This is a genomic window from Microbacterium protaetiae (assembly GCF_004135285.1).
Lineage (GTDB): Bacteria > Actinomycetota > Actinomycetes > Actinomycetales > Microbacteriaceae > Microbacterium > Microbacterium protaetiae.
On sequence record NZ_CP035494.1, the window covers coordinates 2468838 to 2483302 of the forward strand.

Here is a 14465-nt window from a genome sequence, read left to right on the forward strand (position 1 = left end):
GAACGGATTGAAGATTCGTCGACATGAGCTCTCACTTCCTCCGGGGCGGTCTGTCGCCGTCCTCTGAGACAGAGAATACCCGAATGTGGTCAGACCACACAAGAGACGTGCACAAGGGTGCCCCGACGCCGCGCTATCGCGGGACGTCGGCGCGCTTGGGCGATGCGCGATGCGGGCTATTCGGTCGGCGCACGCAAGTCACGCACGCGCCGGCGTTCTCGAAGAGCCGGGATGCCGGTGGTACCGACGATGCGCTCGTCGTCCTTCACCGTCCCGTCCTCATGCCATCCGTGCCGCTCGTAGAACGATGCCGCGCGCTCGTTGCCGTCGAGCACCCAGAGCGAAGCGGTGGGGAACCCCGACGCACGCAGCGACTGCTCGGCCGCGACCATCAGCGCATGCCCGACACCGGTCGACCAGTGTGCCGGCAAGGCGTACAGCGCGAACAGCTCACCGCGCACGGCCGCGCCCGGGTCATCGTCGCGGCACGCCCCCACCGATGCCCACCCGAGGGCCCGCCCCCCGCGCAGAGCGAGGAACTCGACGGCGCGGGGATCAGCGTGATACCGGGTCCAGTCCTGTGCGCGCCGGTGCGCTTCGGTGGTGATGTCGAGACGGCTCAGCAGAGCGTCGGGGATGAGCCCGTCATACGCGACGCGCCAAGAGGTCACCCGGATCGTCGCAATAGCGCGCGCGTCGGCCGCTGTCGCACGCCGTACCGTGAGCGTCATGAGCCGACAGTACTCGGGATGCCGCGCTAGGCGTACGCCGCTGCGCTCGCCTCATCGCTGACCGGTGCAGGACTCATCGTGAGCTGGATGTGGCACTGCGTCGGATCGCACGCCGGCAGCATCCCCTCGACCGCGAGCGGGCCGCCGGCCTCGCTCAGGACGCCCTGCATGAGGGCGATGTGTACCGCGCACAGCACATCGCGGTGCGCTGCCTGCGACCGCGCGTGCTCGCACGGAGTGAGATCGACGGTGAGCTCTTCGGTGTCGACGATCGGGTCGAATCCAGCGTCTTGCAGGTCTTCGACGAGGGCGTCGAGCTGGTGCTGGGCGTCGTCGGGCAGCTCCGACTCGGTCCATGGCATCACCCGGCGCATGAGGTCGCCGCGCTCGGCGGCTTCGCGCACTCGCTGCTGCGCGATCGGGCTGTGCGGGGCATCCGGCCCCGACACGGCGCTGTAAAGGATGCGGGGGCGCCCGCGGGTCGTGCGTCGCTCGGCCTCGGGCACGACGTAGCCGCCCTCGATGAGGCGCTGCAGATGCTCGCGCACCGTATTGGGATGAAGGCCGGTGGCCTTCGTGAGATCGCTGATGGTGACGGCGGGATGCTCCTGGAGCATGTGCATGATCTCGACCCGCGAGTAGCTGGAGATCGCGCTGTAGGCGGTGGCCATGGGTCCATTATCCCTGTCGCGCCGTGCCGGGGGCGCGTGGCGCGGCGTCGCGGATTGTTCCGGTGGGCACCGTGGCGCCGGGCCGTTGGTGCGCATAGCATTTCCCGTGTGGGAATACCCCACGCAGGCGTGGCCGTCCCGAGTGGGACACGAAGGGAATGATGATGGCGCAGAACAAGGCCCTCACGGCGAACAGCACGATCGGCGAGTGGCTTGAGCATCCGGTCGGCGGCGATCTTGTGCGTGGACTGCTGGCCGCCTCGGGCGCGAGCGAAGAGACCCTGGCACCGGTGAAGGGCCTTGCGCTGCAGCAGCTGGTGGCGATGAGCCAGGGGCAGATGCCGCAGTCGGTCGTCGACGACCTCGTGCTCAAGGCCAACGGCGGCGTCATGCCCGAAGACACCGAGAGCGGCGGCTGGACCGAGCGCGTGACCTCGGGCCGTTTCGCCGGAAAGACCGTGATCGTCACCGGCGCGGCATCCGGCATCGGGCGCGCCACCGCATCGCGGATCGTCCGCGAGGGCGGCCGGGTGGTGGCCGTGGATGTCTCGGCCGAGCGCCTCGCCGACTTTCAGGCATCGCTGCCCGACGGCGAGATCGTCACCGTCACCGGCGACATCACCGCGCAGGAGTCGATCGACGAGATCGTGGCCGCTGCCGGAGACACCATCGACGGGCTGGCGAACGTCGCCGGCATCAACGACGACTTCTCTCCGCTGCACGAGACCAGCGATGCCACGTGGGATCGTGTGCTCGGTGTGAATCTCACCGGCGCCTTCAAGCTCACCCGCGCGGTGCTGCCCGCGATGCTGAAGGCCGGCCGCGGTTCGGTCGTCAACGTCGCCAGCGAGGCGGGCCTGCGCGGAAACGCATCGGGCAACGCCTACACGACCTCCAAGCACGCCGTGGTGGGCATGACCCGCTCGGCCGCCTTCATGTACGGGCCGCAGGGCATCCGCGTCAACGCCGTCGCACCGGGCGGCGTGGCCACCGGCATCCCGTTCCCGCCGAACGTGTCGCAGGCGGGGTCGGCACGCCTGCAGCCGTTCCAGTCGGCGATCCCGACCGTGGCGACGGCTGAGCAGCTGGCGGCATCCATCACGTTCTTGCTCTCCGACGACGGTGTGAACATCAACGGCGCCATCCTGCCCTCCGACGGCGGCTGGTCGGTGCAGTAGGAACGTCGGCACGCGGCACCGGGCAGGATGGGGGCATGACCTCCGTCCTGCCCGACGCCGTCACCCTGGCCGCCGACATCCGTGCGGGGCGGGTGCCTGCCGCTGAGGCGGTCGATGCGCATCTGACGCGCATCGCGGCACGCAATCCGCACCTGAACGCGCTGACGGTCACCTTCGACGATCGCGCTCGCCGCGCCGCCGACGACATCGATCGTGCGGTCGCGGCCGGCCGCGACCCGGGGCCCCTGGCAGGGGTGCCGTTCAGCGTCAAAGAGAACATCGACCTGACGTGGTCGGCCACGACCGAGGGCTGGCGCGGCCTGGCCGAGGCGATTCCCGCGCGCGACGCGACGGTCGTCGCGCGTCTGCGTGCCGCGGGCGCCATCCCTATCGGTCGCGGAAACATGCCCGACTTCGGCATGCGCTGGGACACCGACAACGATCTTTTCGGACGCACGCTGAACCCGTTCGACGAGTCGCGCACGACGTTCGGGTCGAGCGGAGGGGATGCGGTGGCGGTGGCCACCGGCATGAGCACCATCGGCCTCGGCAATGACTTTGGCGGATCGATCCGGCTGCCCGCGCAGGCGCTCGGCGTGTGCGGGCTGCGGCCCTCGGTCGGGCGCGTGCCGCGCGCGGCTGTGGACGAGCTGCCGGTGGCGCTGACGCTGCAGAGGTTCGCGGTGAACGGGATGCTGGCGCGCAGCGTGCGCGATCTGCGGGCCGTGCTCGACGTGGTCGCCGGTGTCGACGTCGATGACCCGGTCTCACTCGCCCTGCCTGCCGTGGCCGCCTACGACGGGCCACACCGCGTGGCGGTGACGCGCGATCCGCTCGGGTGGGGCGTGCAGCCCGACGTCGCCGCCGGCGTCGAACGCGCAGCCGACGCGTTGCGCACCGCGGGGTGGCAGGTCGACGAGATCGAGCTGCCGCATCTGGAAGAGGCGTTCACGTTGATGCGCCGCCTGGCGGTCACCGATATGAGCGGTGGCGCCCTGCCCGCACCGCTGGGCCGGTCGGCGGATGCCTTCATGCGCGCCAGTATGCAGGCGACGGGCGTCTTCGAGACCGCCGCCGAGTATGGTGCGGCATGGGCGCGCCGCCTCGTGATCGAAGCGGCCTGGCGACGGCTGCAGGTCGAACACCCCGTCATTCTCGGACCGGTTTCGGCCGGCGGCATCCTGCCCATCGACTTCGACTTGGGCGGGCCCGAACAGGCCACCGCGGCATGGCGGATGTTGCGCCTGGTCGTGGTCGTGAACTTTCTCGGGCTTCCCGCGGTGGCCGTGCCGACCGGCCCCGGCGCCGATGGCATGCCCACGGGTGTGCAGCTGATCGGGCCGATGCACGGCGAAGCGGCGGCGCTCGCCGCCGCGCGCGTGGTCGAGGCGGCCTGATCAGCCTGCGGGCAGGTAGCGTGGCGTGATGACCGATACCGGCGAGCCGTTCCGTGCCCGCACGATCGCCGAGGGCTTCGGCGCCGACGCTGACGCGTACGACCGATTCCGTCCGCGCTATCCGCGCGTGTTCGCCGAGCGTGTGCTCGAGGGCCTGCCGGCCCCAGCCCGCGCCGTCGATGTCGGAATCGGCACCGGACTGTCGTCGTTGCCGTTCCGTGATGCGGGATGCCGCGTGCTGGGCGTCGAGGTCGACGAGAGGATGGCCGAGGTCGCCCGCCGGCGCGGATTCGAGGTGGAGGTCGCCCGGTTCGAGGAGTGGGATGCCGCGGCTCGCACCTTCGACCTCGTCATCGCCGGCCAGACCTGGCACTGGGTCGACCCCGCCGCCGGCGCCGCGAAGGCGCATGACGTGCTCGAACCTGGTGGCCGGATCGCCGTGTTCTGGAACGCGGGGGATCCCGCTCCCGAGATCGCAGCGGGCTTCGCAGAGGCCTACCGCAGCGTCGAGACCGGCCTGCCCTTCACGCCGTGGTCGGCGCCGCAGCGCGAGGGCTATGCGGCGTTTCTGGATGCCGCCGCCGACGGGATCCGTGCGTCGGCGGGGTTCGATGAGCCCGAGCGCGTGCGCGTCGACTGGCAGGCCGTCATCACGCGTGACGACTGGCTCGCGCAGGTGCCGACCTCGGGCGGGCACAACCGCATAGCGCCGGAGAAGCTCGATGCGCTGCTGGCGGCGATGGGCGCGGTGATCGACCGCGCCGGCGGCGAGTTCACCATGGAGTACGCGACCCTCGGTGTGCTCGCGCGCCGGCGCGCCGCCGATCAGGGCAGGTAATACGTCGGGTTCGGCAGCTTGACGGCCCGGTCGGCGTGCCCGCCGATCAGGTCGCTGAATTGGTCGCCGAAGTTCGCGACGATGTGGAAGTGCCCGCCTGCGCGCGTCTGAATGTGCGCGCGGGTCTGCGACTTGTACTCGATCGTGGTGCACTTCGCCGTGGCACACGTGATGTACGACGGTTGCTGCGACGCGCCCACGCCCGTCCACTTCGTGTAGTAGTTCTCCGAGGTGAATCCGCGATAGTGCACCGCCGACAGGTTGCCGAGGGTGGCGTCCTTCTGGTCGTCGTTGCGGCCGGTCAACCCGACCAGCGTGCACCCGGCCCTCTGCAGCGTCTTGGTGGCGCTCACCATGCCCGGCGTCGCGGCGAACTCCTCGTTCTGCACCCAGATGTCCTGCTCGGCAGGGCTGTAGACGAAGTGCATGTCGCCGACTTCCATGTCATAGGTGAACAGGGTGGTGTCGTCGGCGTCGAGCACGATGGCCGGATTCTGATGACGGCGCGCCAGCGTGCGGCATTCGCTCGCGATGGCCGGCAGCTGCCGGCGCAACAGGGCGTGCATCTCGCTGATGTACGGCGAGTGCTCTTTGTTCGCGATGCCGTCGCCGGTGTCGCCGTAGTAGGCGGCGATCGTCTTCTTCACGCTGTCGATGTTCGGGATGCCCTCGCCGCCCTGCGTGAGCCCGCTCGATCCATCGGCCTTCATCGTGAAGTGTGTGCGCGGTGAGAGCTGCGGCTCGTGCACTCCCGGCAGATCGGCCGACGGCAGGTAATACGTCGGGTTCGGAAGCTTCTGGATGTGGTCGGCGTAGCCGCCCTGCAGATCGGACCACTGGTCGCCGACGTTGAGCACGACGTCGTAGCCGAGATCCTTCTCGAGGTGCCGGCGGGTGCCGGCCTTGAACTCGACGGTGGTGCAGCTGCTGGTCGCGCACGTGATGTACGACGGCTGCTGCCCGCTCGCCCACTTCGTGTAGTAGTTCTCACTCGTGAACCCCGAGTAGCCGACGCTGTTGACGTTGTCGATCGAGGCGGCCTTCTGGTCGGCGCTGCGCCCGGTGATGCCGATGATCGCGAAGCCGAGCTTCTGCGCCTTCTTCACGAGACTCGTCATACCGGGGGTCGCTGTGTCGAACAGTTCTTGCTGCACCCATTCGTTCTGCCGCGCCGGGTCGTACACGAAGTGCATGTCGCCGACTTCCATGTCATAGGTGAACAGCATCGTGTCGTCGGTGTCGAGCACTATCGCCGGGGTCTTGTGATGGCGCTTGGCATCGCGCAGCCAGCCGGGCAGCTTCTTCTCGAGCTGTGAGACGATGCCGTCCATCTCGTCGATGTACGGCGAATCGTCTTTGTTCGCGATGCCGGTGCCGGGGTCGCCGTAGTAGGTCGCGATCGTCTTCTTGACGACGTCGATGTTCGGGATGCCTTCACCACCCTGTGTGAGTCCGCTCGAGCCGTCGGCGGCCATCGTGAAATGGGTGCGCGGGGCAAGGGTCTGCGAACTGTGAGAGGGGGAGTGCCCCGGTGAGAACGCCTGCGCGGAGGTCGCGCCGACCACAGACAGTGTCAGGGTCAGCGCGGCGGTCGCGGCGGCGGCTGCCATTCGGCGTGCACGGATCATCGTCGACTCGCTTTCGCTCGGGTGGGCCGGATCTCGGCCGCCCGTCACACTAGACCCGCACGGCCTGCGGCGGAAGGGCCGCGCGGATGAGGGTTCTCTCCTCGCATGTCAGCGCCGGGTGATTGACTGGAGGCATGACCGAGCTTCCCCGCCCCGCCAACGAGAACCTCACCCGCGATGAAGCGGCCGGCAGATCTCTCATCGTGCGCACACACGACTACACCGTTGACATCGACTTCTCGCGGGCGGCCGACCCCGCCGTCGACACCTACCCGGTGCGCACCCGGGTCACCTTCGACGCCGAGGCAGGGGCATCCACTTTTCTCGACTACCTCGGGGCGCGCGTCACATCGATCACGCTGAACGGGCGGGAACTGGATGCCGCGGCCGCCGTCGACGGCGCGCGCATCGCGCTCGCACCCCTGGCCGAAGCCAACGAGGTCGTCATCGAATCGGAGTCGATATATTCGCGGTCGGGGGAGGGCGTGCACCGGTTCGTCGACCCCGCCGACGGCGCGACCTACCTGTACTCGCAGAACGAGCCCGTCGACTGCCGGCGCATCTACCCGTGCTTCGACCAGCCCGATCTGAAGGCGCGGTTCCATGTGACGATCACCGCCGACGCCTCGTGGCACGTCGCCTCCAACGGGGCACTGCTGGCCGAGCATCCCGTCGCCGAAGGCGTGAGCCGCCGCGAGTTCGCGGTGACCGAACCGATGTCGACGTACATCACGACGTTCCTGGCCGGGCCCTACGCGCTCTGGCACGACGAATACGCCGGGCGCACGGCATCGGGTATCGAGATCACCATTCCACTCGGACTCGCGTGCCGCACGTCGCTGGCGGACAGCTTGGACTCTGACGAGCTGTTCGAGATCACCAAGCGCGGGCTGGACTGGTTCCACCGGCACTTCGACGTCGCCTACCCGTGGGGCAAATACGACCAGGTGTTCGTGCCCGAATACAACCTCGGGGCGATGGAGAACCCGGGTCTGGTCACCTTCACCGAGCGGTACGTGTTCACCTCTCCCGCCACCGAGGCCCAGCGCGAGCAGCGGGCGAACACGATGCTGCACGAGATGTGCCATATGTGGTTCGGCGATCTCGTGACCATGGTCTGGTGGGACGACCTGTGGCTCAAGGAGTCGTTCGCCGATTATGTGGGGACGCTTGCCGTCGATGAGGCGACCGAGTACACGACCGCGTGGACGACGTTCGCATCGCGGCGCAAGGCCTGGGCCTACCGGCAGGACCAGTACCCGACGACGCATCCGATCGTGGCCGACATCGTCGATCTGGAGGCGGCCGACCAGAACTTCGACGGCATCACGTACGCGAAGGGCGCATCGGTGCTCAAACAGCTGTCGGCGTATGTCGGGCAAGACACGTTCCTGACCGCCGCACGCGCCTACTTCGCCAAGCACGCGTGGGGCAACACGACGCTCGACGACTTCCTCGATGCGCTGGGTGAGGCATCCGGTCGCGACATGCGCCAGTGGGCGCACGCGTGGCTCGAGACCGCTGGCGTGAACCGGTTGCGCGTGTCGACCTCCGTGTCGGACGGCGTCATCACCTCGGCGACGCTGCATCAGGATGGAATCGACCCGCGCACCGGTGACCCGGTGCTGCGCCCGCACGTGGTGCGCATCGGCGTCTACGCGCCGGCGGAGGATGGGCCCGCCGAGTTCGAGGCTGCGCATGCCGTGCGGATCTCGGGCGCCTCGATCGACGTGCCCGAGCTCGTCGGTGCGGCCGGCGATCGAGTCCTGCTGCCCAACGACGGCGACCTGACGTACGCGAAGATCGTGCAGGATCCCCACTCGCTGGAGGTGGTCCTGGATGCCGGGCTCGACGACGAGCTCGCCCGGGCGACGGCACTGGCCGGCGCGTGGAACACGGTGCGCGACGGCGAGCTGCCCGCCGAGCGCTTCGTCGACGGCGTCGTGGCAGGCGAGTACCTCATCGACGACACGGGCGTGCTGGCCAACGTTCTCGCTCAGGCGACGGCGGCGCTGGCCGCGTATACGACGGCCGATACGCGGCAGCGGCTGCTGGCACGATGGGTTGCTTTCCTGATGGATGCCGTGGTCGAAGACCCGTCGCCGTCGGACCGCCGCACCGTGCTGCTGCGCACGCTCTTCGCAGCCCTGGGCGAGGCGCGCTCGCCGGTGCCGCCGGTTCTCGAGGTCGTGCGCTCCTGGATCGACGACTCCAACTTCGCGCTCGGCGAGGAGCTCACCTGGAGTGCATGGGTGGTGCTGTCCGCGCACGCGCGCGTGGACGAGGCGTCGCTGCGGGCAGCGCAGGCGGCGGCGCCGACCGCGGTGTCGGCGGTGGGCCTGACGCGCGCGCTGGCCGCGCGGCCGGATGCGGCGGTGAAGGATGCCGCGCGCGAGGCCGCGTACTCGGGCCGGGCCGCCGACGGCACGGTGCTGTCCAACGACCAGCTTCAGGCCACGATCGATGGGCTGGGAATCGACCCCGCCGGTGTCGGCGCCGGGCACGAGGCCGAGTACTGGCAGCGCATCGAAGACGTGTGGGCGGCGCAGAGCCAGGGGCAGTCGACGCGGGTCGTGACGGGGCTGTTCCCCGCCGACGCCGAACTGGCCGACGGTGACCAGGCGCGGCATCCCTTCGTCGTCGCCGCGCAGGAGTGGCTGTCGTCACGCGGGAACGCGCCGGCCGCGCTGCGCCGCATCGTCATCGAGCAGCTCGACGATCTGCAGCGCCGGCTGCGCGCTCAGGCTGCCTCGGCGGCGTGAGAGTCAGCGTCGAGCCGGGCGGACCATTGCCGTCTCGTCGGGCTCGGCGAAGCCGAACTTCTCGTACAGCCCGTGCGCGTCCCGCGTGAACAGGGTCCAGCGGAATTCGGCGCCCGGACCTTCGTCGATCATGAGACGCAGCATCCGCTTGCCGATCGCGGCGCCACGATGCCCGGGGTCGACGATCACGTCGGCGAGGTAGGCGAAGGCCACACCGTCGGACACCGACCGGGCGAAGCCCACCTGGGCCCCGGTGGTCTGGTCGTACGCGCCGACCACGCGCCACGCGCGATCGATCTGCAGGTCGACATCGGCGCGGGCGCGCTGGAGCCCCCAGTACGCCTCGGTCGAGAGCATCCGCCAGATCCAGTCGCGGTCGAGCCGTGCCGGGTCGGCACTGACCTCATAGTGCGATGCGCTCACACCGGCACCTTTGCGAACGCCCGCACCGTGAAGGTGCCGGTGCCCTCGAACTTCGGCGGCACCGCCGTGAACAGCGCGCCGCTGTCGGGCAGTTCGCCGAGATTGGTCAGGTGTTCGACGACGTGGATGCCGCGGGCCAGGAACGTCGAGTGCGCGGGGCGCTCTCCGGCCGCCGCGGGCGAGGTGTCGTCGATGTTCTGGGAGTCGATGCCGACCAGGGCCACGCCCTGCGAGACGAGATACTCGACGCCTTCGCGAGTGAGGTACGGCGCGTTCTCGCTGTAGGCGGGAGTGTTGAAGTGCCGGTCCCACCCGGTGTGCAGGAGCACTGCCTTGCCCTGCAGATCGCGGTCGGTGAACACATCGGCGGGGATGCCGCGGTCGGGCGCATCGCGCACGTCGAACACCTCGGTGGGCAGGTCGACGAGCGTGGCCAGGTCGAGGGCGGCCAGATCGTCGCCCCCTTCGAAGCGGTGCCAGGCAGTGTCGAGGTAGGTGCCGGTGTTGCCGGCGATGGTGAAGACGTCCATCGAGAAGCTCGTGCCCGGCGCGTAGTGGCCTTCGCCGCGGCGCACCAGCGGCGCAATCGTCGGGGCGGGAATGCCCGGGAGCGTCACGATCCCTTCGCGCAGGGTGTGGCTGAGATCGACGAAGCGTGGGCGGGGCGAGGTCATGCGTTCAGCCTATGGTGCACCTCGCCGCGCGCATCACACCGCCATGGACGTGATCGGCCATCTGCGTGAGGACGCCTACTTCTCGAACGTCGGCGTCCAGCCCAGCGCGGGCGCCACGTGGGTCGCGAAAGACTCGGCGATGTGCAGGTTGAACTCGACGCCCAGCTGCGAGGGGATCGTCAGCATCAGCGTGTCGGCGGCCTGGACCGCGGCATCCGCCCTCAACTGCTCGATGAGCACATCGGGCTCGGCGGCGTAGGTCTGCCCGAACGTTGCGCGCATCCCGTCGATGTAGCCGACGCCGCCGTGCTCCTGGCTGTGGCCGAAGAACATGCGGTCCTGCGCGGTGATGATCGGAAACACCGATCGGCTCACCGACGTGCGCGGCCGGCCCGGGTGCCCGGCCTCGCGCCAGGCGTCGTGGAAGGTCTGCAGCTGCGATGCCTGCAGCTCGTCGAACGGCATTCCGAGGTCTTCGGTCAGCAGGGTCGACGACATGAGGTTCACGCCGATCTGTCCCGCCCACGCGGCGGTGTCGTGGCTGCCCGCACCCCACCAGATGTGCGAGCGCAGCCCCTCGGAGTACGGCTCGACGCGTTGCCGGCCGACGCCGCCGCCGAACGGGCTGGCCGGGTCGGCATCGGCCATGCCCTCGCCCGAGATCGCCCGCAGGAACGTGTCGAAATGTTCGCGGGCGATGTCCGCGCCGCGCGGGTCCTGAGACCCGGTGTAGCCGAACGCCTCGTAGCCGCGCACGACCGACTCGGGGGATCCACGGCTCACGCCGAGGGCGAGTCGGCCGTCGCTGATCAGGTCGACGGCGGCAGCCTCTTCAGCCAGGTACAGCGGATTCTCGTAGCGCATGTCGATGACGCCGGTGCCCACCTCGATGCGCGTGGTCTTCGCCGCGATCGCGGCCAGGAGCGGCATCGGCGAGGAGTGCTGCTTCGCGAAATGGTGCACACGGAAATACGTGCCGTCGACCCCGAGCTCGTCCATCTGCTGGGCGAGGTCGATGGCCTGATGAAGATTGTCGCCCGCGGTCAAGTGACGGCCGCCGCCGAGCGGGCCGTAGTGACCGAACGAGAGCGTTCCGAAGCGCTGCATGGTGGATCCAACGGTACCTGCGATCGGTGTATTCCACTGAATGGATGCTGCGCGGCATCCGCTCACTATCGTGGACAAGTGATCATCATCGCGGCGTTTGCAGCCGTCGTGCTCCTCAACGTCTACGCCGCGGTGCTGATCGCGCTGCGCGCACTCGTGTACCGGGTGCCGATGTACCGGCCGATGCTGCTGAACATCGTGCTGTCGTTCGTGCCCGTCGTGGTCGCCGTGCTCGGGGTGGTCGGCCTGCTCGCGATCGGTGCGGTCGGTGCAGGGGCCGACCCGCCGTCGGGACTGGGCATCCTGCTCTGGGTGTTCCTGGTGGTCGGCACTCTGGCGTGGGTGCTGTTCTTTCCGAACGCCATCTATCTCATCACGGAGCTCAACTTCAGTCATCGGCGCGACGACGACCCGGTGCCGCTCTGGTTCGACATCGTGCAGACGCTCACGCTGACGCTGTCGGGCATCGCCAATGCGGTGCTGAGCATGGGTGTGGTCGAGTCGATGTTCACGATCGTGGTGTTCGACGCGTCCGAGGGCATTCCGCTGGCGAGCTGGGTGTTCGCCGGCGTGGTGATAGTGCTGGGTGCCATCGGCGTCTATCTGGGACGGTACCTGCGGTTCAACAGTTGGGACGTGCGGCATCCGTTCGGGATGCTGCGCAAGCTGCGCACGCACTTCGCCCAGCGAGGCAAGGCGCTCGAGGCATTCGGCTTCGTGCTCACGCACGCGGTGCTGATAGCGCTCGTCTACGTGCCGATCTACCTGCTCGCGTATCAGGCGCTGCGGGTGGGGTGAGCGCGGCGCGCGAGGAGCGCGGCGACCACGCGCCACCCTACGAGGGTCAGGAGCAAGAACACCCCGGCGACGAGGATGAACGGCAGCGCCGTGCCCTGCGCGCTGGCCACGCGCAGCAGCATCCCGCCCGCCAGCGTCACCGCCCACAGCGGCAAGCCCGTGCGCACCGGGCGCGTCGGCGCTCGCCAGGCGAACAGGGCGGCCCAGCCGACCAGCAGCGCTGCCAAGAAGGGCCAGGCGGTCGTGGCGATGCCGCCCAGATCGAGGTGCTCGCCGTGACTGGCGCGGCCGATGATCGCGAAGACCAGCACGATGACAATGTCGGCCACGAACGACCAGACGGCGCGTGTCATGAGAACCCCTCTTTTCGGCATCCGTCCATTCTCCCAGGCGCTCGCGCGTTCAGAACTCAGCTATGCGCGGCGGGGTGGGCCGTGGTGGATGGGAAATGTGGTGAGGTGGTCGCCTCTTGTGGTGCGGTCGCGAGGCGCGGATGCTGTTGGTAGCTGGTGGCTGATGCCGATTCAACTGTGGTGCGGAAAGTCCGTGACTCAGCTTGGTACGGGAAGCCGCCACGGGACCCGTGGATTGTCGCCTTAGAGCACGCGCGTCAGACTCCTGACCTTTCTGGCTCCCCGCCACCAGTAGTGAACAGGTGAGAGGAGATTGGGATGGATCTGTTGCATCCTCGAGCGGCGGGGATCGATATCTCAAAGAGGGATGCCAAGGTAGCCATTCGGGTGCAGTCCGAGGGTGGGAAGGTGTCCACGCAGGTCACGACGTGGGGCTCGATGACGGGTCAGGTCCTCGAACTCGCCGATTTCCTGCGCTCGCAGGGGGTGACCACGGTGGTGATGGAAGCGACCAGTGATTACTGGAAGCCGTTCTACTATCCGATGGAAGCGACCGGGCTGCCAGTGATGCTCGTCAACGCCCGGCAGGCCAGGAACATCCCGGGCCGGAAGTCGGACGTGTCTGATGCGGCATGGCTGGCGGATCTGGGTGCGCACGGGCTGTTGCGGGCCTCGTTCGTGCCCGCGCCGGATATCCGCCGGTTGCGGGACCTGACCCGGGCCCGTCAGATGCTCGTCCATGACCGCACCCGGGTCAAGCAGCGGTTGGAGAAGTCGCTGGAATCGTCCGGCACGAAACTGTCCGTCGTGGTGGCCGATTTGAATGGTGTCTCCGCGCGCCGGATGCTGGACGCGCTCGTGGCCGGGGAACGGGACCCCCGCTCGCTTGCCGCGCTCGCGCACCCGCGCATGAGAGCGACCCAGGACGAGTTGGCCGCCGCGCTTACCGGCAGGTTCACGGAACATGACGCGTTCATGGTCGGCCAGCACCTGACGCACTACGACTTGCTCACCGGTCAGATCGATGCGCTCACGGCGCGTATCGAGGAGGAGATCGCGCCCTTTCGTCTCGCCCGGGAGCTGTTGACCACGATCCCGGGAATCGCGGAACCGACCGCTGATGTGATCATCGCCGAGACCGGCGGGGACATGTCGATCTTCCCGACCGCGGCCCACCTCGCGTCCTGGGCGGGTGTATCGCCCGGGATGCACGAGTCCGCCGGGAAACGGAAATCGAGCACCACCCGGCCCGGGAACCGTTACCTCAAAGAAGCGCTCGGCAACGCAGCCAGCAGCAACGCGAAGAAGGGCTCCAACACGTACCTCGCTCGCCGTCAACGCCGCATCTCCGCGCGCCGCGGGAAAATGCGAGCCCTCGTAGCCACCGAACACGCGATCCTTACCGCGGTATGGAACATGCTCTCCCGCGGCGAAGCATTCACCGATCTGACACCCCCGCCAGCGAATACCGAACGCCAGAAGAAATCGCACCTCCGAGCACTCGAACACCTCGGCTACAAAGTCACCCTCGCACCCGCCGCCTGACCCAACCAGGAGCAGCCCGCACGTTCCCCATTTACACGTCAGAAGAAATCGCACCTCCGAGCACTCGAACACCTCGGCTACAAAGTCACCCTCGCACCCGCCGCCTGACCCAACCAGGAGCAGCCCGCACGTTCCCCATTTACACGTCAGCTCATTTCGGCCGCGACTCACAGTTGGGGCGTGTTTTGGGTGGGCTGGCGGCGGTTTGGGCTGAGTTCTGATCGCGGATCAAAGCGGCTCGGTGCCGGTGCCCTCGCCGCCGGCCGCCCCGGCGGGGCATCCGGGCGTCTGGCTCCCGGCGCCCGCAGCCCCGCCCGATGTCCCCGGCGGCCCTCCGCTCCATCGCGGTCCGCGCGTTCA

13 protein-coding genes are annotated in these 14465 nt (G+C 68.6%); 6 read left to right on the forward strand and 7 right to left on the reverse strand.

Translation table 11 applies throughout. The features are described 5' to 3' along the window. Positions 1–176 precede the first annotated feature (176 nt). Both ET475_RS11555 and ET475_RS11560 read right to left on the reverse strand, forming a co-directional pair. The gene (locus ET475_RS11555) at positions 177–731 is read right to left on the reverse strand and encodes a GNAT family N-acetyltransferase (RefSeq protein ID WP_129390222.1); all 555 of its coding nucleotides are present in this window, start codon (positions 729–731) and stop codon (positions 177–179) included. Positions 732–757: 26 nt separating this feature from the next. After that, positions 758–1402: a helix-turn-helix transcriptional regulator gene (locus tag ET475_RS11560; RefSeq protein ID WP_129390225.1), complete on the reverse strand. Its 645-nt coding sequence runs from the start codon at positions 1400–1402 to the stop codon at positions 758–760. A gap of 164 nt (positions 1403–1566) precedes the next feature. Here ET475_RS11560 and ET475_RS11565 point away from each other — a divergent pair, with 164 nt between their 5' ends. The 3 genes from ET475_RS11565 to ET475_RS11575 are packed head-to-tail and all read left to right on the forward strand — an operon-like array spanning position 1567 to position 4815. Further along, positions 1567–2580 (forward strand): SDR family NAD(P)-dependent oxidoreductase, encoded by a 1014-nt coding sequence (locus ET475_RS11565; protein ID WP_129390228.1) that lies wholly within the window; start codon positions 1567–1569, stop codon positions 2578–2580. Positions 2581–2615: 35 nt separating this feature from the next. Then, a complete protein-coding gene (locus tag ET475_RS11570; protein ID WP_129390231.1) occupies positions 2616–3977 on the forward strand; it encodes an amidase in 1362 nt (453 codons plus the stop codon). A gap of 28 nt (positions 3978–4005) precedes the next feature. After that, positions 4006–4815: a class I SAM-dependent methyltransferase gene (locus ET475_RS11575; protein ID WP_129390234.1), complete on the forward strand. Its 810-nt coding sequence runs from the start codon at positions 4006–4008 to the stop codon at positions 4813–4815. On the opposite strand, the gene ET475_RS11580 is transcribed toward ET475_RS11575, so the two are convergent. Further along, positions 4803–6443, reverse strand: coding sequence for an HAD family acid phosphatase (locus ET475_RS11580; protein WP_129390237.1), 1641 nt, complete (start codon positions 6441–6443; stop codon positions 4803–4805). The two genes, ET475_RS11575 and ET475_RS11580, sit on opposite strands and share 13 nt — an antisense overlap. Positions 6444–6577: 134 nt before the next feature. On the opposite strand from ET475_RS11580, the gene pepN reads away from it, so the two are divergent. Further along, entirely contained in the window at positions 6578–9205 is a 2628-nt protein-coding gene (gene pepN / locus ET475_RS11585; RefSeq protein WP_129390241.1) for an aminopeptidase N, read from the forward strand. Positions 9206–9208: 3 nt separating this feature from the next. Here pepN and ET475_RS11590 read toward each other — a convergent pair whose 3' ends face one another. From ET475_RS11590 to ET475_RS11600, 3 genes are all read right to left on the reverse strand, one after another. Beyond that, complete coding sequence (locus ET475_RS11590) at positions 9209–9628, reverse strand: GNAT family N-acetyltransferase (RefSeq protein WP_207205342.1); 420 nt, start codon at positions 9626–9628, stop codon at positions 9209–9211. Beyond that, a complete protein-coding gene (locus tag ET475_RS11595; RefSeq protein WP_129390244.1) occupies positions 9625–10302 on the reverse strand; it encodes a cyclase family protein in 678 nt (225 codons plus the stop codon). The genes ET475_RS11590 and ET475_RS11595 overlap by 4 nt, the downstream gene beginning before the upstream one ends. 75 nt (positions 10303–10377) lie before the next feature. After that, positions 10378–11409 carry an LLM class flavin-dependent oxidoreductase gene (locus tag ET475_RS11600; RefSeq protein WP_129390247.1) on the reverse strand — a complete coding sequence of 344 codons (1032 nt, stop codon included), beginning with the start codon at positions 11407–11409 and terminating at the stop codon, positions 10378–10380. A 78-nt stretch (positions 11410–11487) separates the two neighbouring features. Between ET475_RS11600 and ET475_RS11605 the strand changes: the two genes are divergently transcribed. After that, the gene (locus ET475_RS11605) at positions 11488–12207 is read left to right on the forward strand and encodes a DUF1361 domain-containing protein (protein ID WP_242497608.1); all 720 of its coding nucleotides are present in this window, start codon (positions 11488–11490) and stop codon (positions 12205–12207) included. Here the strand turns inward: ET475_RS11605 and ET475_RS11610 are convergent. Continuing rightward, positions 12186–12560 (reverse strand): DUF3054 domain-containing protein, encoded by a 375-nt coding sequence (locus tag ET475_RS11610; RefSeq protein ID WP_129390254.1) that lies wholly within the window; start codon positions 12558–12560, stop codon positions 12186–12188. The genes ET475_RS11605 and ET475_RS11610 overlap by 22 nt on opposite strands. A 318-nt stretch (positions 12561–12878) precedes the next feature. Between ET475_RS11610 and ET475_RS11615 the strand changes: the two genes are divergently transcribed. Then, positions 12879–14105 carry an IS110 family RNA-guided transposase gene (locus ET475_RS11615; RefSeq protein ID WP_129385398.1) on the forward strand — a complete coding sequence of 409 codons (1227 nt, stop codon included), beginning with the start codon at positions 12879–12881 and terminating at the stop codon, positions 14103–14105. The last annotated feature ends 360 nt before the right edge of the window (positions 14106–14465 follow it).